This is a genomic window from Duganella sp. (assembly GCF_039595735.1).
In the GTDB taxonomy this organism is placed as follows: domain Bacteria; phylum Pseudomonadota; class Gammaproteobacteria; order Burkholderiales; family Burkholderiaceae_D; genus Rugamonas.
The window spans coordinates 154,968-176,411 of sequence record NZ_JBCNLB010000004.1 but is presented as its reverse complement, the minus strand read 5'-3'; the positions used below and the strand labels follow the sequence as shown (position 1 = coordinate 176,411).

The window sequence follows — 21,444 nt, the reverse complement described above, 5'->3', positions numbered from 1 at the left end:
GCTCCTTTCAGGCGCGGCAAGCGAAGGCGTTGACGGCATCGGCCGCAAGCGGCGCATCGGCGCGCGTCTCCAGCCAGAAGCGGCGCAGCAGATTCTGCGCCGTCTGCATGCGATACGTGCTCGAAGCGCGCATATCCGACAGCGGCGCGAAGTCCTGCTGCAGCATATCCATCGCCACGCGCAGATTGGCTTCATTCCAGCGCAAGCCGGTCAGCGCAGCCTCCGCGCGCGGCGCGCGGCGCGGCGTGGCCGCCATGCCGCCAAACGCGATACGCGCGTCGACCACCGTGTCGCCATCCAGCGTAAAGGAAAACGCCGCACATACCGCCGAGATATCCTGGTCGAAGCGCTTGGCCAGCTTGTAAGTACGGAACTGCACATTCGCGCGCGGCAGCGGCACCCGCACGGCGGCCACAAACTCGTCGGCCTGCAGATCCTTTTTCTGATAATCGAGATAGAACGCTTCCAGCGTCAGCACACGCTGACCGGACGGGCCTTGCAGCACCACCTCGCTGCCCAGCGCGATCAGCCACGGCATCGAATCGCCAATTGGCGAACCGTTGGCGACATTGCCGCCCAGCGTGCCCGCGTTGCGGATCGGCAGCGAGGCAAAGCGCTGCCACAACTCGCCCAGCTCCGCCGGATACAGCGCGCACAGGGCCTCGTATGCATCGTTCAGCGACACACCCGCGCCAATTTCCAGCATGCCGTCCTTCTGCTGCACGCTTTGCAGCGCCGTGACGTGGCCAAGGTAAATGATGTCGCCCAGTTCGCGCATCTGCTTGGTCACCCACAGACCGATATCGGTGGAGCCGGCCAGCAGCGTCGCTTCCGGATGCGCGGCACGCAGCGCCACCAGCTCCTGCAGCGTGCGCGGGGCGTGGAAGGAGCGGCCTTGCGCGGTATAGGTCGAACCGGCCTCGCGCTGCAAGGCCTGCAGCTGCTGCGTCAACGCGGCGCGGTCGAACGGTACTTTCGGCAGCTCGGTCATGCGATGCGCCGCATCGATGATCGGGCGATAGCCGGTGCAGCGGCACAGATTACCGGACAGGCAGTCGTCAATCTCCTTGCGCTGCGCCGGCTGGCCATCCTTGTCCAGATACATGCCCCACAAGGACATCACAAAGCCCGGCGTACAGAAACCGCATTGCGAGCCATGGCACTCCACCATCGCCTGCTGCACCGGATGCAGCGTGCCGTCCGGTTGCTGCATGTCCTCGACCGTAAACAACGCCTTGCCGTCCAGCGTAGGCGCGAACTGGATGCAGGAGTTCACCGCCTTCATCTCCAGCCGGCCTTGCGCATTCAGGCTGCCCACTACCACAGTGCAGGCGCCGCAATCGCCCTCGGCGCAGCCTTCCTTGGTGCCGGTGCAATGCAGATCCTCGCGCAGATGCTGAAGCACGGTGCGGGTCGGGGCGGCGTTATGGATTTCCTGTACTGCGCCACGGTAGTAAAAACGAATCGGTTCAGACATCACAATCTCATTCTGCAAAAGGGTGCGTCTTGCGCCAGTGTTCAGCGATATCGATACGGCGCGTGATCCAGACGTTGTCGTGCTGCTGCACATAGTCGAGGAAGCGCGCCAGCGAGGCCGCGCGTGCCGGACGGCCAACCAGGCGGCAGTGCAGGCCGATGTTCAGCATCTTCGGCTGATCCAGGCCATTCGGATCGCCTTCGGCGTACAACACATCGAAAGCATCCTTCAGATAATCGAAGAACTGCGTGCCGGAATTGAAGCCTTGCGCAGCGGCGAAGCGCATATCGTTGGTGTCCAGCGTGTACGGCACGATCAGTTGCGGCTCGCTCACCGCGTGGCCTTGCGCATTGGTGAAGTCCACTTTCTGCCAGAACGGCAAATCGTCGCCGTAGTAGTCGGAGTCGTAGCGGAAGCCGCCATGCTGCATCACCAGCCGGCGGGTCTGCGGCGAATCACGGCCGGTGTACCAGCCTTGCGGCGCGCTGCCGGTCAGTTCGCGGATGATCTCCACTGCTTCCTTCATATGCGCGCGCTCGGTAGCTTCGTCCATGTTCTGATACGAGATCCAGCGCAGGCCATGGCAGGCGATTTCGTGCCCCAGCTCCTGGAACGCGGCCACCGCTTCCGGATGACGCTTCAACGCCATCGACACACCGAAGATCGTCAACGGCAGCTTGCGCTCCTCAAACATGCGCAGCACGCGCCACAGCCCGGCGCGCGAACCGTATTCATACAGCGACTCCATGCTCATGTGGCGATTGCTGAACGAAGCGGCGCCGATGATCTCGGACAAAAAAGTCTCGGAACCGGCATCGCCGTGCAGCACGCTGTTTTCCGCACCCTCTTCATAATTCAGCACGAATTGCAGGGCGATGCGGGCCTTGTCCGGCCACTGGGCATGCGGCGGCTTCGGGCCGTAGCCGATCAGATCGCGCGGGTAATTGTCGTAAGTGGTCATGGCGCTGGCAAGTCTATGGGTAATATATCTCTAATCATATATGCCTACGTCCATGGCGGTATATGATTTCGACAATAGATACCTGTCACAAGCAAATATAGGACCAATCATGGGCAAACTCAGTACGCACGTTCTCGACATCACGCAGGGCAAGCCGGGCGCCGGCGTCAAACTGGCTTTATATGCGGTGGGCGCGCAAGGCCGCACGCTGCTGAAGACCGACGTCACCAATGCCGACGGACGCTGCTCTGCCCCGCTGCTGGAGGGCGATGCACTGAAACAGGGCAAATACGAGCTGGTATTCAGCGCCGGCGACTACTTTGCCGCGCAGGGCGTGGCGCTGCCGGAGCCGCGCTTTATCGACGAGGTGACGCTGGCGTTTGGCGTGGCGCATGCGGACCAGAACTATCACGTGCCGCTGGTGGTGTCTCCCTGGGCCTATTCGACCTATCGCGGCAGCTGATTTGATAAGATGCGGGCACTATGACTGAATCATTGGCCGCATCCCTACTTCAACAAGCCGTCGAACTGCACCAGCAGGGTCGGCTGGCACCGGCACAAGCGCTGTACCGGCAAGTCCTGGAACTCAATCCACGCCAGTTCGATGCGCTGCATCTGCTGGGCGTAATCGCGCGCCAGCAGGATGATGCCGGCGGCGCCATAGACCTCATCTCGCGCGCGCTGGAGATCGATGCCACGCAGGCCAACGCGCACTGCAACCTTGGCGTCGCCTTGCTGGACGCCGGTCGCGCCGAAGAAGCGCTGGCCAGCCACGAGCGCGCGCTCGCGCTGAATCCTTCCTATGCGCTAGCGTGGAGCAATCGCGGCAACGCGCTGCGCCGGCTGGCGCGGCTGAATGAAGCCATGGACAGCTACCAGCGCGCCTTGCAGTTCAAGCCCGATTATGCGGAAGCGCACTGCAACCGCGCCATCGTCCTGCAGGACATGGGCCGCTATCTCGACGCGCTGGGCGCGGCAGAAGAGGCGCTCAACATCAAAGAGCGCTACGCCGATGCCTGGCTGGCGCGCGGCAATGCGCTGCACTGCCTGCGCTATCTTCCGGAAGCGGTGGAAAGCTTCGACCGCGCCATCCACCTGCGTCCCGGCTGGGCGGAGGCATACAGCGCGCAAGGCATGTCGCTGCACCGGCTGGGCGAGTTTGGCGCGGCGGTGGACAGCTACGACCAGGCGCTGAAGCACCGTCCCGATTACGCGCTGGCCCACTACCATCGCGGCAACGCCCTGCGCGCGCTGGAGCGGCGCGAAGAAGCCATCGCCGCCTACCGCGCCGCGCTGGCGCATGGCGACAACCCCGAGACGATCGCGTTTGCCCTGGCATCGGTGGGCGAAGGCGAAACGCCGGCCGCGCTGCCGAGCGACTACGTGCGCTCGCTGTTCGACCAATACGCCAACCACTTCGATCAGCACCTGACCGAAGTACTCGGCTACAAAACACCGGCCGTGCTGGACGCGCTGTTGCGGCATGTCGCGCCATCGGGCGACCTGGCAACCGTGGACCTGGGCTGCGGCACCGGCTTGTGCGGACCTTATCTGCGTGCGTACTCGCGCAAGCTGGCTGGAGTCGACCTGTCGCAACAGATGCTGGACAAGGCCGCCGAGCGAGGCCTTTACGACGAACTGACCTGCGACGACCTGACCGGCTATTTATCCAACCACGAAGCCGCATTCGACCTGGCGGTGGCGGCCGACGTCTTCGTCTACATCGGCGACCTGGCACCAGTGTTTCGCGCCGTGCATGCGGCGTTGCGCCCGGGCGGCCGCTTCTGCTTCTCGGTGGAAGCCGGCGAAGGCGCCGATTACGTGCTGCGGCCGTCCAACCGCTACGCCCACACGCTGGCTTACATGCAGCGGCTGGCCGCTGCAAGCGGCTTCACCATCCTCGCATCCCAGGCCATGGAAGCACGCCAGGAAAACGGTGCTCCCATCGCCGCGCATGCGGTCATCATGACGAGATAATATGCAAGCAATCAAGCAATTCATTGGCGACGCTGTCTTGCGGCGTGACGAAATTGGCGAATCGCCGTGCACCGTGCACCGCTTCCAGCGCGGGAAAGAACATTATTTTCTCAAGGCCTCTCCGGCGATCTACGCCGACACCACCTATAGCGTGCTGCGCGAGGCTGCGGTGTTGCAATGGCTGTCGGGTAAAGTGAACGTGCCGGAAGTGGTGCTGACCGCGCAGGACGAGCAGCAGGCATACATGATCACCCGTGCCGTCCCTGGCCTGCCGCTGGCCGCGCATCTGGAAGACGAGCAGCGCGCGCTGGCGTTATTCAAAGAAGCGCTGCGACAAATGCAAGCGATCTCGATTGCCGATTGCCCGTTCGACTCCAGCGCCGCGGTGCGCCTGCGCGAGCTGGAATTCCTGATCAGCCGGGGCCTGATCGACCAAGACTACGACTTCGACGCCTGGCCTGGCATCGCCACGCCGCAAGACTTGCTGACACGCCTGCACGCCACCATGCCTGCAGAAGAGCTGGTGTTCTCGCATGGCGACCTTGGTGACAGCAACATCTTCATCGACGACCGCGAGCAGCTCCACTTCATCGACCTTGGCCGCGGCGGCAAGGCCGACCGCTGGCTGGACATCGCCTTCGCCCACCGCAACCTGCGCGAAGACATCTCCGACGACCTCGCCGCCCAGCTCCTGCCCGCAGACCACCCGGCCAAGCGCGAGTTCTTCGAACAACTCGACGAGCTGTTCTAAATTCGGGGTCAGCTCTGACATTCGGACACGCGCACCCAATCTTTGATGTAGCTCAATACGCAAATTCCGGCATTTTTGCGCATTGATATAGATCAAACGTTAGCGTTAACTGTCCGAATGTCAGAGCTGACCCCGAATTGCAAACTTGCACACATCGCATCATTCCCTTAGAATCCAAGGCTATTCCCCACTCCTCTATCCCCCTTGGATACCGTGCCCTTTTGGGTGCAATTTCTTGCACTCTTTCTTCTGATTCTTTGTTCCGCCTTTTTCGCGATGGCGGAGACCGCTTTGATGGCGGCCAATCGCTATCGCCTGCGCCATGAAGCCAAACGCGGCAGCCGTAGGGCGATCACGACGCTGTGGCTGCTTGAGCGCACCGATAAGCTGCTGTCGCTGGTGCTGATCGCCAATACGCTGTTTAACGCCGCCGCCACCGCGCTGGTGACTTCGATCGCCATCCAGGCCTTCGGCCACGATGACAACGTCATCACCCTGTCCACCGGCGGCGTGGCGTTTCTGCTGATTGTGTTCGCGGAAATTTCGCCCAAGGTGATCGGCGCGACTTTCCCAGAGAAAATTGCGCTGCCGACCAGCATGGTGCTCAAGCCGCTGATGTCGCTCTCCAAGCCGATGATCTGGTTTGTGAATCTGTTCGTGTCGCAACTGTTGAAGGTGTTCGGCATCAAGGCCGGCTCGCATGCGCATGACCCCCGCCTGTCGCCGGAAGAGCTGCGCTCGATCGTGCTGGAGGGCGGTAATTTCATTCCGCAAAAGCACAAGAGCATCCTGCTCAATCTGTTCGACCTGGAAACCATTTCGGTCGAGGACATCATGACGCCGCGCGCCCAAGTCGAGGCGCTCGATCTGGAAATGTCGGTCGAGGAGATCATGCGCGAACTCACCACCTGCTATCACAACAAGCTGCCGGTCTATGAGGGCGAGATCAATCGCATCGTTGGCATTCTGCACGTGCGCAAGGCGGTCGCCCTGCTGAATCAGGAAGATGAGATCACCCACGACGATCTGCGCGCGATGCTGACCACGCCTTACTTCATCCCGCAGGATACCCGCCTGTTCACGCAGTTGCAGTACTTCCAGGAAAACAAGGAGCGCCTCGGCATCATCGTCGATGAGTACGGCGAGGTGCAGGGCCTGGTCACGCTCGACGATATCATCGAGGAGATGATCGGCGAGTTCACCACTTCCACCCCATCCGCCGCCAAGGCCGACAGCTTCGGCTGGGACGCCCACGGCGAGTGCCTGCTGGACGGCGCTACCCCGCTGCGCGATGTCAACAAGCGCCTCGGCCTCAACTTCCCGCTCGACGGCCCCAAGACCCTGAACGGGATGCTGCTGGAATTGTTGCAAGAAATTCCAGACGCGCCCATCAGCCTGAAGATCGACCAGTGCATCATCGAGGTGGTGCAAGTTCACGATCAAGCCATCAAAGTCGTCAAATTGCGACGCCCCGCCGCCGCTTAGCGGCTGTAAAAGCAGGCAAACGCGTGGGCGCACACAACAGAGCGGAGTAAAATTGTTGCACGGGCTTTACAAAAATAATGCCTGAGAGCATCATTCCCTGATCGCCCTCCTCCAACCTGACAGACGCGACTATGGCAGCAGTCCTCCCCAACGCAGCGCCAGGCACCCCGATGCCGGGGCTGGCGAGGGCATTGATGCAGGCCGGCCGTTTGTCCGCCGCCCAGGCGGAGACTTTGCAAAAAAAGTCAGTGGCCGACAAGCTGGCCTTCATCGATGTGCTGCTGTCCAGCGGCGCGATTGAATCGAAGGCGCTGGCCGCCTTCTGCGCCGAGACCTTTGCCTATCCCTTGCTCGATGTCAGCGCGCTCAATATCGAGGCGCTGCCGCCCAAGGTCATCGACAACAAGCTGATGCAGGCGCAGCGCGTGATCGCCCTGGCCAGGCGCGGCAACAAGATGTCGGTCGCCATTTCCGATCCCACCAACACGCAGGCGCTGGACCAGATCAAGTTCCAGACCGAGTCCACCGTCGAGCCTGTCATTGTGGCGCACGACGCCCTGCTGCTGCTGCTGGCCCGCATCAACAAGAGCAGCGAACAAAGCATTGCCGAGCTGGCCGGCGAAGAGGCGGACATCCAGTTTGCCGAGGAAGAGGATGCCAGCACCACCGCCAATGCGGCCGACCCGGCCGCCAATGAGGTGGAGGATGCGCCGGTGGTGCGCTTCCTCAACAAGATGCTGATGGACGCCGTCAACATGGGCGCCTCCGACCTGCATTTCGAGCCGTTTGAAAAGTTTTACCGTATCCGCTTCCGCGTCGATGGCGTGCTGATCGAGCACGCCCAGCCGCCGATTTCAATCAAGGAGAAGCTGGTCTCGCGCATCAAGGTGCTGGCCAAGCTGGATATCTCGGAAAAGCGCGTGCCGCAGGACGGCCGCATGCGCCTGATCGTGTCGCCGACCAAGACCATCGATCTGCGCATTTCCACGCTGCCCACGCTGTTTGGCGAAAAGACGGTGATGCGGATTCTGGATGCCACCCAGGCGCAGATGGGTATCGACAGTCTCGGCTACGATCCCGATCAGAAGGAATTGCTGCTGGACGCCATCCAGCGCCCCTACGGCATGGTGCTGGTGACCGGCCCGACCGGCTCGGGCAAGACGGTGTCGCTGTACACCTGCCTCAATATTCTGAACAAGCCCGGCATCAATATCTCCACCGCCGAAGACCCGGCCGAGATCAATCTGCCCGGCGTGAATCAGGTCAACGTCAACGACAAGGCCGGCCTGACCTTCCCGGTGGCCCTCAAGTCCTTCCTGCGCCAGGACCCGGACATCATCATGGTCGGTGAGATCCGCGATCTGGAAACCGCCGACATCGCCATCAAGGCGGCCCAGACCGGTCACATGGTGTTTTCCACCCTGCACACCAACGATGCGCCATCCACCCTGACCCGCCTGATGAATATGGGCGTGGCGCCGTTCAACATCGCGTCGTCGGTGATCCTGATTACCGCCCAGCGGCTGGCGCGCCGCCTGTGCAGTTGCAAGCAGCCGGTCGAAATCGCGCCGGACCTGCTGATCAAGGCCGGCTTCCAGCCCGAAGAACTGGACGGCAGCTGGAAACCCTACGGCCCGGTCGGCTGTGAGCGCTGCAACGGCGGCGGCTACAAGGGACGGGTCGGCATTTACCAGATCATGCCGATCACGCCGGCGATCGAGGCCTTGATACTGGCCCACGGCAACTCGATGCAGATCGCCGCCCAGTCCGAGGCGGAAGGCGTGAAGTCGCTGCGCCAGTCCGGATTGGTCAAGGTGAAGGCGGGCCTGACCAGCCTGGAAGAAGTGCTGGGCTGCACCAACGAATAGGACAACCATCATGGCGACATCGGGCAATCAGGTCAAGGAATCGGTCTTCGCCTGGGAGGGCAAGGATAAAACCGGCAAGACCGTGCGCGGCGAGCTGCGCGCCGGCGGCGAGGCGGTGGTGAATGTCACCCTGCGCCGCCAGGGCATCATGGTTACCAAGGTCAAGAAGAAGGTCTACCGTTCCGGCAAGAAGGTCACCGACAAGGACATCACCCTGTTCACCCGCCAGCTGGCCACCATGATGAAGGCTGGCGTGCCGCTGCTGCAATCGTTCGACATTGTCGGCAAGGGCCACGCCAATCCCGCGGTCTCCAAGCTGGTGATGGATTTGCGCGCCGATATCGAAACCGGCACCAGCCTGAACCAGGCGTTCCGCAAGTTCCCGCTGTATTTCGATCCGCTGTTCTGCAATCTGGTCGGCGCCGGCGAGCAGGCCGGGATTCTGGAGGACCTGTTGACCCGCCTCGCCATCTACAAGGAAAAAACGCTGGCCATGAAGGCCAAGATCAAGTCGGCGCTGATGTATCCGGTGTCGATTCTGGCGGTGGCGTTCGTGGTGACGGCGGTGATCATGATCTGGGTGGTGCCGGCCTTCAAGGAGGTGTTCACCAGCTTTGGCGCCAATCTGCCGGCGCCGACGCTGTTTGTGATGGCGCTGTCGGAGTTTTTCGTGCAGTGGTGGTATCTGATCTTCGGCAGCCTGTTCGCGTCGATTTATTTCTTTTTCCGTGCCTGGCAGCGCTCGCTGCAAATGCAGCGCTTCATGGACCGGCTGCTGCTCAAGCTGCCGGTGTTTGGCGAAGTGATCCGCAAGGCCACGGTGGCGCGCTGGACGCGCACGCTGTCGACCATGTTTGCGGCCGGCGTGCCGCTGGTGGAATCGCTCGACTCGGTCGGCGGCGCGGCCGGCAATGCGGTGTATCTCGACGCCACGCGCAAGATTCAGACCGAGGTCAGCACCGGCACCAGCCTGACGGTGGCCATGCAGAATGCCGAGGTGTTCCCGAATATGGTGACGCAGATGGTGTCGATCGGCGAGGAGTCCGGCTCGCTGGACGCCATGCTGGGCAAGGTGGCCGATTTCTACGAGGAAGAGGTGGACGAGGCGGTGGCTTCGCTGTCCAGCCTGATGGAGCCGGCCATCATGGTGATCCTGGGCGTGCTGATCGGCGGCCTGGTGGTGGCCATGTACTTGCCGATATTCAAGTTGGGCTCGGTGGTATAACCCCACGGAGTTATAGAAAAGCTGTCACGCTTGTGGCACTGTAATGCTTTCCACACCTCAGCAGTGACAGCCTTATGGACCAGGTTCCGATCACCGTGATGACGGCGGATGACCACCCGGTGTTCCGCCAGGGCATCGCCAGCGTGCTGGCCAGCGATGCCGGTTTCCGCCTGGTGGCCGAGGCCGCCGGCGGGCGGGAAGCGATTGCGCAGTACCGCAGCCTGCGTCCCGACCTGGTGCTGATGGATATCCAGATGCCCGACCTGGATGGGGTGGAAGCCACCCAGATCATCCGCAACGAGTACCCGCACGCCGCCATCGTGGTGCTGACCACCTACGAGGGCGATGCCCTGGTGATGCGCGCCATGAAGGCTGGCGCCGCCGGCTATCTGCTGAAAAGCGCGGCCCGGCGCGAGATGCTGGACACCATGCGCGCCATCCACGCCGGCCAGCGCCACGTGCCGCCGCTGCTGGTCAGGGCGGTGGCGCGCCAGTTGCCCGGCGATACGCTGACGCCGCGCGAAATCCAGGTGCTGGAGCTGGCGGCGCTGGGCAAGAGCAATCGCCTGATCGGCCGCCAGTTGTGCATCGCCGAGGAAACCGTGAAGGTGCACATGAAGAATCTGATGGGCAAGCTGCAAGCCAACGACCGCACCCACGCCGTGCTGATCGCGCTGGGCCGCGGCATCATCGGCATGCGGTCGCGGCCGCGGCCGCTGGTCAACTAAGCTTGGGTTTCGGTGCGCCCCAGCCATGCCGTCAGCCAGTGCCGCCAGCCGCGCGGGCGCGGCGCCTGGTAGCACGCTTCGCCCGGCACTTTGAGGATGACCTCGGTGCCCTGCTCCGGCAAACTCAGCACTTCGAGCGTGCCCGCCAGCCGGGCCGCGCGCGCGCGCATGCCAGCCAGGCCGCGCGGCGGTTGGTCCATGCCCTTGCCATCGTCGCGGATGTAGACCACGAAGAACTCGCAGCCATACACCAGCTCCAGTTCCACGTTGGCGGCTTGCGCATGCTGGAAGGCGTTGTACAGCGCTTCGCGCGCGATGCCGTAGATTTCCTCGCCACTGTCGCCGTTGATGAACGCCGGCTTGCCGCTGACCACCATGCGGAATGGCGTGTTGAAGTTGTCCCGCAGCGACTGGCCGATGGCCGCCAGTGCCTGGCTCAGGTTGTCGCCGTACACTACCGGCATGCGCAGCGCCAGGATCTGGTGCCGCCCTTCGGCCAGCACCTCGTCCGCCTGGTCGAGGATGTTTTCGATGGTGACGCGCTCCGGATGGTCCGCCGCCAGCCGGTGGCTCACGCCCTGGAAACGCAGGATCATGCCCTGCATGCTTTGCAGCAGGGTGTCGTGCAGGCTGGTGGCCACGCGCTCGCGTTCAGCCAGCAGGCGCATGCGCGCCTCGTAGCCGCGCCGCAGGCGGCGCACGCAAAGCAGAAAGGCGGCCAGGAACGCCGAACACGCCAGCAATAGCCCGAGCAGCAAGAATAACGGTGTCGATGACAAGGAGCGCTCCGAGCGGAATACAGATCTGCCACCTTGCCATTGTTCCAATGTTTTTGCCATCCCCCCGACGGTATAAGGGAGCGCCGAAAAAGCGCCCGCAATGTTGCCGTAATGCTTTAATATGGGCCAGTGACGATTAACGATTATTGACGCCCATGCTGCAATCGACCCTGCTGTTCGCCGCCGCCGGCGACCTCGCCATCAGCCTGATTGCCGGCCTGTTCGGGCTGCTGTTCGGCAGTTTCCTGAATGTGGTGATCCACCGCCTGCCGATCATGATGCAGCGCGAGTCGGATAATTATGTGGCGGCCGAAAGCGGCAAACCGGCCCCGCACACCGGGCGCTACAACCTGGTGGCGCCGCGCTCGGCCTGCCCGCACTGCAAGCACCAGATCACGGCCGCCGAAAACATTCCGGTGTTTAGCTGGCTGGTGTTGCGCGGCAAGTGCAGCAACTGCAAGGCGCCGATCTCGCCCCGCTATCCAGCCGTCGAGCTGCTGACCGGCGCGCTGTCGGCGCTGGTGGTGTGGAAGCTGGGCAGCGGCTGGGCCGGCCTGTCGGCGCTGTTCTTCCTGTATTCGCTGATCGCCATGACCTTCATCGACGCCGACACCCAGCTGCTGCCGGACGACCTCACTTTCCCGCTGCTGTGGGCCGGCCTGCTGATCAACGTCAACGCCACCTTCGTGCCGCTGCAGGATGCGGTGATCGGCGCGGCGGCCGGCTATCTGGTGCTGTGGTCGATTTACTGGCTGTTCAAGCTGGCCACCGGCAAGGAGGGCATGGGCTACGGCGACTTCAAGCTGCTGGCTGCGCTGGGCGCGTGGATGGGCTGGGCCATGCTGCCGACCATCATCCTGCTGTCCTCGGTGGTGGGGGCGGTGGTGGGCATCGCCCTCATCGTGTTTGCCAAACGCGGCCGCAATAACCCGATTCCGTTCGGCCCCTATCTGGCCGCGGCCGGCCTGATCGCCCTGCTGTACGGCGGCCCGCTGTCGGCCTTCACCATGAACGTGGTCCATCCATGAGCCGGCCACCATTTGCCATCGGCCTGACCGGCGGCATCGGCAGCGGCAAGAGCACGGTGGCCGACATGTTTGCGGCGCGCGGCGCCAGCATCGTCGACACCGACCTGATCGCCCACAGCATGACCGCGCCGCATGGTCCCGCCATGCAGGCCATCCTCAGCGAGTTCGGCCCCGAGTTCATCAACGACAGCGGCGCCATGGACCGCGCCCGCATGCGCCAGCTGGTGTTCAGCGACGCCGGCGCCAAGGCGCGGCTGGAAGCCATCCTGCATCCGCGCATCCGCGATGCCGCACTGGCGGCCGGCGCTGCCGCCAGCGGCGCGTATGTGATCTACGCCGTGCCGCTGCTGATCGAATCCGGAACGTGGCGTGCACGGGTCACGCGCCTGTTGGCGGTAGACTGTCCGGAACAAGTGCAAATTGCCCGCGTGATGGCGCGTAACAATTTGCCGGAAGCGCAGGTGCGCGCCATCATGGCGGCGCAAGTCAGCCGGGCCGAACGGCTGGCGGCGGCCGATGATGTCATTGTCAATAATGCAGGAATCGACGCTTTGGAGGCGCAAGTCGACCGTTTGCACGCCTTATATCTGCAAATTCGCTGGTAATTTGGCGTGGAAAGGCAATAATGCCTTCGCAACGTTTGTAATTTTGCTTGGCTTGCTTCAAAATCACGAGAATTCTTTGCAGGTCCATCTATAGAGGGATGTTATTTTGATCGTCTACGAATATCCTTTCAACGAGCGCATCCGCACGTTGTTGCGCCTGGAGGATTTGTACGAGAAATTCAAGTTCTTTGTGCATCAAGAACATCCGATGCAGCACCACGTTGCGCTGGCCACCATCTTCGACATGCTGGAAGTTGCCGGCCGCGCCGACCTGAAATCCGACCTGCTGCAAGAACTGGAGCGCCAGCGCCAAACGCTGCTGGGCTACCGCATGAATCCCAATGTACAGGCTGAAACCCTGCACGCCATCCTCAACGAGCTCGACGGCGTCAGCAGCGCGCTGGTGGCCGCCCAAGGCAAGACCGGCCAGAACGTGCGCGACAACGAATGGCTGATGAGCATCCGCGGCCGCACCATCATTCCGGGCGGCGCCTGCGAGTTTGATTTGCCGTCCTACTACGCCTGGCAGCAGCGTCCGGCAGAGCAGCGCTTCAACGACATCATCACCTGGTTCGCGCCGCTGGCGCCGCTGTTCGATGCGCTGGGCCTGGTGCTGCGTCTGCTGCGCGATTCAGGCGGCCCGGTCAAGATGATCGCGGTGGCCGGCAGCTATCAGCAGATGCTGCAGGGGAAGGTGTATCAGATGCTGCGCCTGACCCTGGATGAATCGCAGGGTGCGATTCCGGAGATTTCGGCCAACAAATACATGCTGTGGGTGCGCTTCACCTCACAGGGCGGCGACCTGAAACCCAAGCCGCTGGAAGATGATGTACCATTCGAGCTTACCCTCTGTAACTTCTGAAGATTCAAATGGTCACTGTTGTTGAATGCCCGACCTGCTCCGCGAAAGTGGAGTGGAAGCCGGAAAACAAGTTCCGCCCGTTCTGCTCGGAACGCTGCAAGAAAATCGACCTGGGCGCCTGGGCCGAGGAAAAATACGTCATCCCGGTCGCGCCGCCCAAGGACGCTCACGACGAAGAGTGAACGTCATCCCGGCGCAAGCCGGGATCCATAAGCCGCCTCCACAGCCCGCATGCTCAACATGGATTCCGGCCTGCGCCGGAATGACGGAGTTGTTCCAGCCATTCCAGAAGCGGAATCGTGGCTGGCAGCAGCGGCTCCACCCCCACCGTACCCTGCCAGGCGAACGCCTGCCCTTCCAGGCTTTGCGGCTCGCCCGACCAGTCGCGGCTGATGAAGAAATGCAGCCGCACATGCGCGTGCGGATACACGTACTCCACGCCGCACCACTCTTCTGCGGAATGAATCGTCAGCCCGAGTTCTTCCACGAACTCGCGCTTCAACGCCTCCAGGATGGTCTCGCCAGGATCGACTTTACCGCCCGGGAATTCCCAATACCCCTCATACGGCTTGCCGGCCGGGCGCTGGCCCAGCAGCAGGTCGCCGTTCGGCTTGATCAGCACGCCGACTGCCACGTCCACCGGCTTGCTCATGCCAGCTTCCCCGCGTAGTCCTTGGCGAACTGCCACGCCACCCTGCCCGACCGCGAGCCGCGCTGCAAGGCCCAGCGCAGGGCATCGCCGCGCGCGTCCGCAATCTGCTGCTCGCTGCAGCCCAGCGACGACAGCCAGTGGCCGACAATCGCCAGATAATCATCCTGCTTGAACGGATAGAAGGTCAGCCACAAGCCAAAGCGCTCGGACAGCGAAATCTTTTCTTCCACCGTCTCGCCCGGATGCAGGTCGCCGTCCTCGTCATGCTTGTAGCTCATGTTGTCGGACATGCGCTCCGGCAGCAGATGGCGGCGGTTCGAGGTCGCGTAAATCAGCACATTGTCCGACTGCGCCGAGATGCTGCCATCCAGCGCCACCTTCAGCGCCTTGTAGCCGCTCTCGCCTTCTTCAAACGACAGGTCGTCGCAGAAGATGATGAAGCGTTCCGGCCGCTCGGCCACCAGGTCGACGATATCCGGCAGCTCGGCCAGATCCGACTTGTCCACCTCGATCAAACGCAGACCGTCCTTGGCAAACTGGTTCAGGCAGGCCTTGATCAACGACGATTTGCCGGTGCCGCGCGCGCCGGTCAGCAGCACGTTGTTGGCCGGCTTGCCGGACACGAACTGGCGCGTGTTCTGCTCGATCTGCTCCTTCTGCGGGCCGATGTGCTGCAAGTCGTCCAGCGCGATGTCCGACACATGCGCCACCGCCTGCAGATAACCCGGGCCGTTGGCGCGCTTGCGCCAGCGGAAGGCAAAGCCGCGGTCCCACGCCGTCTGCGGCGCGGCCGGCGGCAGGATGGCTTCCACGCGCGCCAGCAGCGCCTCGGCGCGCGCAAGGAATTGTTCCAGTGCGGCCGACATCTTACGAACGGTAGTCGGCGTTGATCGACACGTAATCGTGCGACAGGTCGCAGGTGTACACGGTGGCAGCGGCGCTGCCGCGCGCCAGCTTGACGCGCACCACGATCTCGCTCTTCTGCATCACGCGCTGGCCGTCCTCTTCCTTGTAGTCGGGATTGCGGCCGCCGTTCTTGGCCACCCACACATCGTCCAGGTACAGGTTCAGCTTGGACACATCCAGATCGTCGACGCCGGCATAGCCGATGGCGGCCAGGATGCGGCCCAGGTTGGGGTCGGACGCGAAGAAGGCGGTCTTCACCAGCGGCGAGTGGCCGATCGAGTAAGCGATCTTGCGGCACTCTTCCACGCTGGCGCCCTCTTCCACGATGATGCTCATGAACTTGGTGGCGCCTTCGCCATCGCGCACGATGGCTTGCGCCAGGAACAGCGACAGCTCGGTCACGGCGTCGCGCAGCTGCGCGTATTCAGGCTGATCGACCGAGGTGATCTCCAGCGCGCCGGCGCCGGTGGCGATCAGCATGAAGGAGTCGTTGGTCGAGGTATCGCCGTCGATGGTGATGCAGTTGAACGAATGGTTGGCGGCGTGCTTGACCAGCTGGTCCAGCACCGGCTGCGCCACCTTGGCGTCCAACGCCAGATAGCCGAGCATGGTTGCCATGTTGGGCTTGATCATGCCGGCGCCTTTCGAGATGCCGGTCATGGTCACCGCATGGCCGCCGATGGTGACGGTGCGCGAGCCGGCTTTCGGCTGGGTGTCGGTGGTCATGATGGCTTCGGCGGCGTTGTACCAGTTGTCGGCCTTCAGGCCGGCGATGGCTTGCGGCAGGCCGGCGATCACTTTGGCGGCCGGCAGCGGCTCCAGGATCACGCCGGTCGAGAACGGCAGGATCTGCGCCGCATCCACGCCCAGCTGCGCGGCCAGCGCCACGCAGGTTTCATTCGCCAGCGACAGGCCCAGCTCGCCGGTGCCGGCGTTGGCGTTGCCGGTGTTGACCAGCAGCGCGGCGATCGGCTTGCCGCTGGTCCTGGCGGTTTCCAGGTGGGCCTTGGCGATCTGCACCGGCGCGGCGCAGAAGCGGTTCAGCGTGAACACGCCGGCCACCGTGGCGGTCGGCGCCAGCTTCATCACCAGCACATCCTTGCGATTCGGCTTCTTGATGCCGGCTTCGGCAAAGCCGATCTCAACGCCGGCAACAGGCTTCAGTTCGGAGGCAATGGGCAGGGGGGAATTGACGGCCATATTCGTGATCTCGTGGGTGGAAAAGGGAGCCGCTATTGTAATGCCTTGCGAGCACGAGCGCTTGGGTGACAGAACAGCAAATTTATTAAAAACTTACTGGAGAGATGTCGTACAACGTGCTGTTTTTACAGGGATTTTTGCATAAAAACCACAAAAATTAGTACAGTCGTTCGGTTTAACGTTTTTCTATTTCATGCTCTGAGGAAATTAGTCTAAGGTTATACCCGAATGCCCCATCCCCGCATTGGCAAGACACTCACAAGACGGTCAAGCCCGTCACACCAACAATAACCCCTAGGATTGAACACATGAAAAAGCAACTGTTAGTCGCTGCCGTAATCGCTGCCACCGCCGCCATGCAGGCGCACGCTGGCGCCCTCGATGACGGCAATCTGAGCATCAGTGGTTTCGGCACGCTGGGCGTGGCCAAGAGCAATACCGACGAAGCCAAATTCGCGCGTTACAATCAAGCCGACGGCGTGGGCGACAGCGCCCGCCTCGGCCTGGACACCAACCTCGGCCTGCAAGCCACCTACAAGATCAATGACTGGCTGTCCGGCACCGCCCAAGTGCTGACCCGCAAGGCCACCGAGCACACCTTCACCACCGACCTGACCTGGGCCTTCCTGAAAGCCCGCATCAACGATGAAGTCTCGGTGCGCGTCGGCCGCGTGGTGGTGCCGACCTTCCTGATCTCCGACTACCAGAACGTCGGCTACGCCAACACCATGATGCGTCCGCCGATCGAGATGTACGGCCAGGCGCCGATTGAAAATTCGGACGGCGCCGACATCAACTACCAGCACGCCATCGGCGACCTGAACGTGACCGCGCAAGCCTTCGTCGGCGTCAGCCGCGGCAAGCTGTTCGTGTCCTCCGGCGCCGGCTCGACCGCCACCTACCGCGCGCCAGCCGCCGGCTTCAGCGTGGCCGGCGAATACGGCCCCTTCCTGCTGCGCTTCGCCCACGCGCGCGCCGACATGAAGATCAACGACCTGCAACCGGTGAACGCCCTGACCACCACCCTGACCGGCCTCGGCTTTGGCCAGCTGGCCTCGGACATCAGCTTCAAGACCGGCAAGAAGATCGCCTTCACCTCGATCGGCGGCACCATGGACTGGAACAACTTCGTCGGCCAGGCCGAATACGCCCAGCGCCGCGCCAAGGAAGCGGTCTACCTGCCGGATACCAACGCCTGGTACACCATGCTCGGCTACCGCTTCGGCAAAGTGTTGCCGTACTACGCGCACGCTTCGGCCAAGGGCGCGGGCAGCTCGGTCACCAAGCCGGCCGCGCTGGCCAAGATCCCGGCCCTGAACGCCGGCGTCACCAACCTGCTGGCTTCCTCCGAGCAGACCTCCGACATCGTCGGCGTGCGCTGGGACTTCGCCAAGCAGCTGGCACTCAAGGTGCAGGTGGACCGCGTGAAGCCGGGCGCCAAATCGGGCCAGCTGATCAACGTGCCGGCTGCCGGCTATAACAAGAACGTCACCGTGGTCGCTGCCGGCCTGGACTTCGTATTCTGATCGGAAGACTACCACCATGAAAAAAGTATTGAGCGCTCTCGTGCTGTCCGCCTTCGCCATGCAGGTTTCGGCAGCGGAAATCGTCGTCATCGTCAGCAAGCAGAACCCGGCCACGCGCATGTTCTCGGAGCAGGCTTCGCAATTCTTCCTGGGCAAATCCAACCTGTTCACGCCGGTGGACCAGGCGGACGGCTCGGCCATCCGCAACGAGTTCTACCACAAGGTGGCGGACAAGGACGCGGCCCAGGTCAAGGCCCTGTGGTCCAAGCTGGTGTTCACCGGCAAAGCCACGCCGCCCAAGGAGTATCCGAACAGCGCCGAGGTGAAGAAAGCAGTTGCTGCCGATCCAAAAGCAATCGGGTATATTGATAAATCGGCAGTTGACGATACGGTAAAAGTGATCCTGACCCTGCCTTAACCCAGGTCGCCCTGCCAGCCTGCCGCGTCATCCGCGCGGCAGGCGCGTGCGCTCCTGGCCTACGCCATACAAGGAGTGAACGTTTTGAGTCTTTCGTTACGCGCGCAGTTCCTGATGCTCAGCGCGGTGATCCAGGCACTGGTGGTCGGCGTGCTGATCTGGAACAGCCAGCGCCTGATGAACCATGCGGTGAACACCAACGCCGAACGGGTGGCGCAGGAATACGCGGTAACGCTCAACCTCTCCCTCAGTCCCTACGCCGTGCGCGGGCGCCTGCCCGAGCTGAACAGCTATCTGGCCGAAATGCTGTCCGACCCGGACGACAGCTTCCTGCGCTACATCACCGTCCTCGACGACCGCGAACAACCCATCATTGCCGCCGGCAAGCGCGATGTGCCGCTGCCTGTCACGCTGCGGCAAGGCGGCGGCACCAGCCTCAAGGGCGTGCGCACCCTGATCAGCGACAGCACCCTGCATGCGCGCTCGCCGCTGCTGCTCAAGGATAACCGCATCGGCAGCATCAACTTCGGCCTCAGCACCAAGGATCTGAAGCAGGCGCGCGATGAGGTGCTGATCCAGGGCGGCCTGATTTCGCTGATCGGCTTTGCGGTCGGCATGCTGATGTTTTACGTCTTCACCCAAGGCATAGGCCGGCGGCTGGCAGCGCTGACCGGCGATTCGCAACAGATCGCACAAGGCGACTACAGCAAGGCGCTGCCGGTGCATGGCGACGATGAGATTGCCGTCTTCACGCGCACCCTGAACGCCATGAGCGCCACGCTGCGCGAGCGCATCGCCCAGCTGGAGCAATCGCAGCGGCGGCTGTCCGAATCGGAGGCGCGCTTCAAGACCCTGTTCGACATGGCGCCGCTGCCGCTGACCGTGTCCGACCGCGACGGCCGCATCATGGCCGCCAACCGCGCGCTGGTGCAGACCTTCGGCCCGGCCGCCACCGAACTGGTGGGCAAGCGCAGCGACGAGGTGACGTTCTGGGCCAGCCCGATCGAGCGCGAGCGCATCTGGCAGATGTACCGTGACGACGGCGCCGTGCATGGCGCGATTGCCGGCGTGCTGCTGCCCGACGGCAGCGTCGGCAGCGTGGCGATCTGGTCGTCGTCGCTGACGCTGGATGGCAAGGGCGCCATCATCTGGGCGCTGCTGGACCTGACCGAGGAATTGAACGCCAAGCGCGAACTGAAGGACCTCAACGTCTCGCTGGAAACGCGCGTGCGCGAACGCTCGGCCGCGCTGGAGCGGGCCAACGCTGACCTCAGCGCGGCGCTGCAGACGCTGCAGCATACGCAGGATGAATTGCTGGCGTCGGAAAAAATGGCGTCGCTGGGATCGCTGGTGGCCGGCATCGCGCATGAGCTGAACACGCCGATCGGCAACAGCCTGCTGGCCTCCACCGCCCTGCGCGACCGCGTGCAGGAATTTGACACCCACGTTGCCGCCGGTGCCCTGCGCCGCTCCGAGCTGACCGCGCATCTGGAAGAAATGCGCATGGCCAGCGAACTGATTTCCGGCTCGCTGCACAAGGCGGCAGAACTGATTTCGTCATTCAAGCAGATTGCGGTGGACCAGACCAACGACCAGCGGCGCCGCTTCGACCTGCTGGCAGCGGTGCAGGACACCATCGCCACCTACATGCCGCGCCTGCGCCGCGTGCCATGCGAGGTGGTGCTGCAAATCCCGGAAGGCATGGTGTTCGATTCCTATCCGGGCGCGCTGTACCAGATCCTGAACAACCTGATCAACAACGCCATCAACCACGCGTTTGAACACCGCGACAGCGGCACCATCACCGTGCGCGCCGAGGTGGTGGATGAGGACATCATCGAACTGATGTTCAGCGACGACGGCAGCGGCATGCCGGACGACGTGCTGAAGCGCGTGTTCGATCCCTTCTTCACCACCAAGATGGGCCAGGGCGGCACCGGCCTGGGCATGCACATCGTCTACAACATCGTCACCGGCATACTGGGCGGGCGCATCACCATCGATTCCGCGCCCGGCATCGGCACCGCGGTGCGCATGCTGCTGCCGCGCGCCGCTCCGCAACGCCCTTAGTTCTTGCGCGCCAGGTAGCCGTGCATGGCCAGCCAGCGCGCATAGGCGTCAAACCAGCCGGTGCTGGTGGTGGTCTTCGGATACATGCCGAAACCGTGGCCGCCTTGCTCGAACAGGTGGAACTCCACCGGCCGTTTGGCGGCGCGCCAGCTGTCGATCAGGCCATAGCCGCTGCTGCCGAAGAAGGGATCATCGGCCGCCAGCGCCACAAACAGCGGCGGCGCATCGGCTGGCGGCGTCATGCTCGACAACGGACCGTAGATATTGGCGATGAAGGCCGGCCTGGCATCCTGTCCGTACAGCGTGGTGGCCATGGTCAGCATGGCGCCGGCGGAAAAGCCGATCATGCCGATACGGTCCGGGTCCACATGCCACTCTTTGGCGCGCGCACGCACCAGCGCAAAGGCGGCGCGGGCGTCGGCGATCTGCGGCGCGTAGGTGACCGATGGCGCCTCCTTCGGCGGCGTGTTGGCCACCCGCGGACCAGCCGAGAACAGCTTGGTCATCTCGCGGTTGAAGCCTTCCATGTCGGCCGGCGTTTGCAGCAGGCGGTATTTCAGCACGAAGGCCGCCACGCCCTGCCTGGCCAGCGCGCTGGCCACATCCCAGCCTTCGTTATTCATCGACAGCGTGCGGAAGCCGCCACCCGGCGCCACGATGACCGCCGCGCCGGTGGCCTTGGCGGCCTCCGGCAGGAACGGCGTCAGCGTCGCTACCGTCACGTTGCGGGCAAACAGGCTGCCATACTGGCGGTGCCAGCTTTCCGCCGCCTTGGCGTCCGGCAGCGGGCCGGTGTTCAGCGTGATGGCGTTGGGCTGGGCCGGCGTCGCGATCGGCGTCATCTTGTCGTCCTGGGCCATGGCGGCCGCACTGACCAGCGCCAGCGCCAAAGCGAGTTTCTTCATCATGGTATGTCTCCTTTAACG

The 21,444-nt window shown here is 63.1% G+C and carries 21 protein-coding genes; 14 read left to right on the top strand and 7 right to left on the bottom strand.

From position 1 onward, the window contains the following. Positions 1–7: 7 nt before the first annotated feature. Together xdhA and puuE are read right to left on the bottom strand one after the other, a co-directional pair. Positions 8–1,477, bottom strand: a complete 1,470-nt coding sequence (xdhA, locus tag ABDW57_RS10585) for a xanthine dehydrogenase small subunit (protein WP_343730164.1) — start codon at positions 1,475–1,477, stop codon at positions 8–10. A 7-nt stretch (positions 1,478–1,484) separates the two neighbouring features. After that, positions 1,485–2,438, bottom strand: a complete 954-nt coding sequence (gene puuE / locus ABDW57_RS10580; RefSeq protein WP_343730163.1) for an allantoinase PuuE — start codon at positions 2,436–2,438, stop codon at positions 1,485–1,487. Positions 2,439–2,547: 109 nt separating this feature from the next. Here puuE and uraH point away from each other — a divergent pair, with 109 nt between their 5' ends. The 7 genes from uraH to ABDW57_RS10545 all read left to right on the top strand — a co-directional run bounded on the left by uraH (position 2,548) and on the right by ABDW57_RS10545 (position 10,472). Further along, entirely contained in the window at positions 2,548–2,901 is a 354-nt protein-coding gene (uraH, locus tag ABDW57_RS10575; protein ID WP_343730162.1) for a hydroxyisourate hydrolase, read from the top strand. Positions 2,902–2,921: 20 nt separating this feature from the next. Further along, positions 2,922–4,415, top strand: coding sequence for a tetratricopeptide repeat protein (locus ABDW57_RS10570; protein WP_343730161.1), 1,494 nt, complete (start codon positions 2,922–2,924; stop codon positions 4,413–4,415). Position 4,416: 1 nt separating this feature from the next. After that, the gene (locus ABDW57_RS10565) at positions 4,417–5,166 is read left to right on the top strand and encodes an APH(3') family aminoglycoside O-phosphotransferase (protein ID WP_343730160.1); all 750 of its coding nucleotides are present in this window, start codon (positions 4,417–4,419) and stop codon (positions 5,164–5,166) included. Between the two features lie 204 nt (positions 5,167–5,370). Beyond that, positions 5,371–6,651, top strand: coding sequence for an HlyC/CorC family transporter (locus ABDW57_RS10560; RefSeq protein ID WP_343730159.1), 1,281 nt, complete (start codon positions 5,371–5,373; stop codon positions 6,649–6,651). A gap of 131 nt (positions 6,652–6,782) precedes the next feature. Further along, entirely contained in the window at positions 6,783–8,519 is a 1,737-nt protein-coding gene (pilB, locus tag ABDW57_RS10555; protein WP_343730158.1) for a type IV-A pilus assembly ATPase PilB, read from the top strand. A gap of 10 nt (positions 8,520–8,529) precedes the next feature. After that, a complete protein-coding gene (locus ABDW57_RS10550) occupies positions 8,530–9,744 on the top strand; it encodes a type II secretion system F family protein (protein WP_343730157.1) in 1,215 nt (404 codons plus the stop codon). Positions 9,745–9,818: 74 nt separating this feature from the next. Further along, the gene (locus tag ABDW57_RS10545) at positions 9,819–10,472 is read left to right on the top strand and encodes a response regulator transcription factor (protein ID WP_343730156.1); all 654 of its coding nucleotides are present in this window, start codon (positions 9,819–9,821) and stop codon (positions 10,470–10,472) included. Here the strand turns inward: ABDW57_RS10545 and ABDW57_RS10540 are convergent. Further along, on the bottom strand, positions 10,469–11,251 hold the full coding sequence (locus ABDW57_RS10540) for a histidine kinase (protein WP_343730155.1): 783 nt from the start codon (positions 11,249–11,251) through the stop codon (positions 10,469–10,471). The genes ABDW57_RS10545 and ABDW57_RS10540 overlap by 4 nt on opposite strands. Positions 11,252–11,406: 155 nt before the next feature. Here ABDW57_RS10540 and ABDW57_RS10535 point away from each other — a divergent pair, with 155 nt between their 5' ends. The 4 genes from ABDW57_RS10535 (at position 11,407) to ABDW57_RS10520 (ending at position 13,928) form a co-directional block, all read left to right on the top strand. After that, positions 11,407–12,279, top strand: a complete 873-nt coding sequence (locus ABDW57_RS10535; protein WP_343730154.1) for an A24 family peptidase — start codon at positions 11,407–11,409, stop codon at positions 12,277–12,279. Continuing rightward, the gene (gene coaE, locus ABDW57_RS10530) at positions 12,276–12,884 is read left to right on the top strand and encodes a dephospho-CoA kinase (RefSeq protein WP_343730153.1); all 609 of its coding nucleotides are present in this window, start codon (positions 12,276–12,278) and stop codon (positions 12,882–12,884) included. Before ABDW57_RS10535 ends, coaE begins: the two co-directional genes overlap by 4 nt. Positions 12,885–12,990: 106 nt before the next feature. After that, positions 12,991–13,746, top strand: a complete 756-nt coding sequence (zapD, locus tag ABDW57_RS10525) for a cell division protein ZapD (RefSeq protein ID WP_343730152.1) — start codon at positions 12,991–12,993, stop codon at positions 13,744–13,746. An 8-nt stretch (positions 13,747–13,754) separates the two neighbouring features. After that, positions 13,755–13,928, top strand: a complete 174-nt coding sequence (locus tag ABDW57_RS10520) for a DNA gyrase inhibitor YacG (protein WP_176646248.1) — start codon at positions 13,755–13,757, stop codon at positions 13,926–13,928. Positions 13,929–13,981: 53 nt separating this feature from the next. Here the strand turns inward: ABDW57_RS10520 and ABDW57_RS10515 are convergent, their stop codons facing one another. From ABDW57_RS10515 to argJ, 3 genes are read right to left on the bottom strand one after another with little or no spacing between them, the layout of a single operon-like run. Continuing rightward, positions 13,982–14,398, bottom strand: coding sequence for an NUDIX domain-containing protein (locus tag ABDW57_RS10515; protein ID WP_343730151.1), 417 nt, complete (start codon positions 14,396–14,398; stop codon positions 13,982–13,984). Further along, positions 14,395–15,264, bottom strand: a complete 870-nt coding sequence (locus ABDW57_RS10510; protein ID WP_343730150.1) for an ATP-binding protein — start codon at positions 15,262–15,264, stop codon at positions 14,395–14,397. Before ABDW57_RS10510 ends, ABDW57_RS10515 begins: the two co-directional genes overlap by 4 nt. Before the next feature lies 1 nt (position 15,265). After that, on the bottom strand, positions 15,266–16,504 hold the full coding sequence (gene argJ / locus ABDW57_RS10505) for a bifunctional glutamate N-acetyltransferase/amino-acid acetyltransferase ArgJ (RefSeq protein ID WP_343730149.1): 1,239 nt from the start codon (positions 16,502–16,504) through the stop codon (positions 15,266–15,268). Between the two features lie 308 nt (positions 16,505–16,812). On the opposite strand from argJ, the gene ABDW57_RS10500 reads away from it, so the two are divergent. The 3 genes from ABDW57_RS10500 to ABDW57_RS10490 all read left to right on the top strand — a co-directional run bounded on the left by ABDW57_RS10500 (position 16,813) and on the right by ABDW57_RS10490 (position 20,518). Then, positions 16,813–18,030 carry a porin gene (locus ABDW57_RS10500; protein ID WP_343730148.1) on the top strand — a complete coding sequence of 406 codons (1,218 nt, stop codon included), beginning with the start codon at positions 16,813–16,815 and terminating at the stop codon, positions 18,028–18,030. A 16-nt stretch (positions 18,031–18,046) separates the two neighbouring features. After that, the gene (locus ABDW57_RS10495; protein WP_343730147.1) at positions 18,047–18,448 is read left to right on the top strand and encodes a hypothetical protein; all 402 of its coding nucleotides are present in this window, start codon (positions 18,047–18,049) and stop codon (positions 18,446–18,448) included. An 84-nt stretch (positions 18,449–18,532) separates the two neighbouring features. Beyond that, positions 18,533–20,518, top strand: coding sequence for an ATP-binding protein (locus ABDW57_RS10490; RefSeq protein ID WP_343730146.1), 1,986 nt, complete (start codon positions 18,533–18,535; stop codon positions 20,516–20,518). On the opposite strand, the gene ABDW57_RS10485 is transcribed toward ABDW57_RS10490, so the two are convergent. Next, positions 20,515–21,426, bottom strand: coding sequence for an alpha/beta hydrolase (locus tag ABDW57_RS10485; RefSeq protein ID WP_343730145.1), 912 nt, complete (start codon positions 21,424–21,426; stop codon positions 20,515–20,517). The genes ABDW57_RS10490 and ABDW57_RS10485 overlap by 4 nt on opposite strands. Positions 21,427–21,444 lie beyond the last annotated feature (18 nt).

Coding starts and splice junctions, on each gene's coding strand:
- xdhA (WP_343730164.1), bottom strand. CDS start 1,477: ATGTCTGAACCGATTCGTTTTTACTACCGTGGCGCAGTACAGGAAATC.
- puuE (WP_343730163.1), bottom strand. CDS start 2,438: ATGACCACTTACGACAATTACCCGCGCGATCTGATCGGCTACGGCCCG.
- uraH (WP_343730162.1), top strand. CDS start 2,548: ATGGGCAAACTCAGTACGCACGTTCTCGACATCACGCAGGGCAAGCCG.
- ABDW57_RS10570 (WP_343730161.1), top strand. CDS start 2,922: ATGACTGAATCATTGGCCGCATCCCTACTTCAACAAGCCGTCGAACTG.
- ABDW57_RS10565 (WP_343730160.1), top strand. CDS start 4,417: ATGCAAGCAATCAAGCAATTCATTGGCGACGCTGTCTTGCGGCGTGAC.
- pilB (WP_343730158.1), top strand. CDS start 6,783: ATGGCAGCAGTCCTCCCCAACGCAGCGCCAGGCACCCCGATGCCGGGG.
- ABDW57_RS10550 (WP_343730157.1), top strand. CDS start 8,530: ATGGCGACATCGGGCAATCAGGTCAAGGAATCGGTCTTCGCCTGGGAG.
- ABDW57_RS10545 (WP_343730156.1), top strand. CDS start 9,819: ATGGACCAGGTTCCGATCACCGTGATGACGGCGGATGACCACCCGGTG.
- ABDW57_RS10535 (WP_343730154.1), top strand. CDS start 11,407: ATGCTGCAATCGACCCTGCTGTTCGCCGCCGCCGGCGACCTCGCCATC.
- coaE (WP_343730153.1), top strand. CDS start 12,276: ATGAGCCGGCCACCATTTGCCATCGGCCTGACCGGCGGCATCGGCAGC.
- ABDW57_RS10520 (WP_176646248.1), top strand. CDS start 13,755: ATGGTCACTGTTGTTGAATGCCCGACCTGCTCCGCGAAAGTGGAGTGG.
- ABDW57_RS10515 (WP_343730151.1), bottom strand. CDS start 14,398: ATGAGCAAGCCGGTGGACGTGGCAGTCGGCGTGCTGATCAAGCCGAAC.
- ABDW57_RS10510 (WP_343730150.1), bottom strand. CDS start 15,264: ATGTCGGCCGCACTGGAACAATTCCTTGCGCGCGCCGAGGCGCTGCTG.
- argJ (WP_343730149.1), bottom strand. CDS start 16,504: ATGGCCGTCAATTCCCCCCTGCCCATTGCCTCCGAACTGAAGCCTGTT.
- ABDW57_RS10500 (WP_343730148.1), top strand. CDS start 16,813: ATGAAAAAGCAACTGTTAGTCGCTGCCGTAATCGCTGCCACCGCCGCC.
- ABDW57_RS10495 (WP_343730147.1), top strand. CDS start 18,047: ATGAAAAAAGTATTGAGCGCTCTCGTGCTGTCCGCCTTCGCCATGCAG.
- ABDW57_RS10485 (WP_343730145.1), bottom strand. CDS start 21,426: ATGATGAAGAAACTCGCTTTGGCGCTGGCGCTGGTCAGTGCGGCCGCC.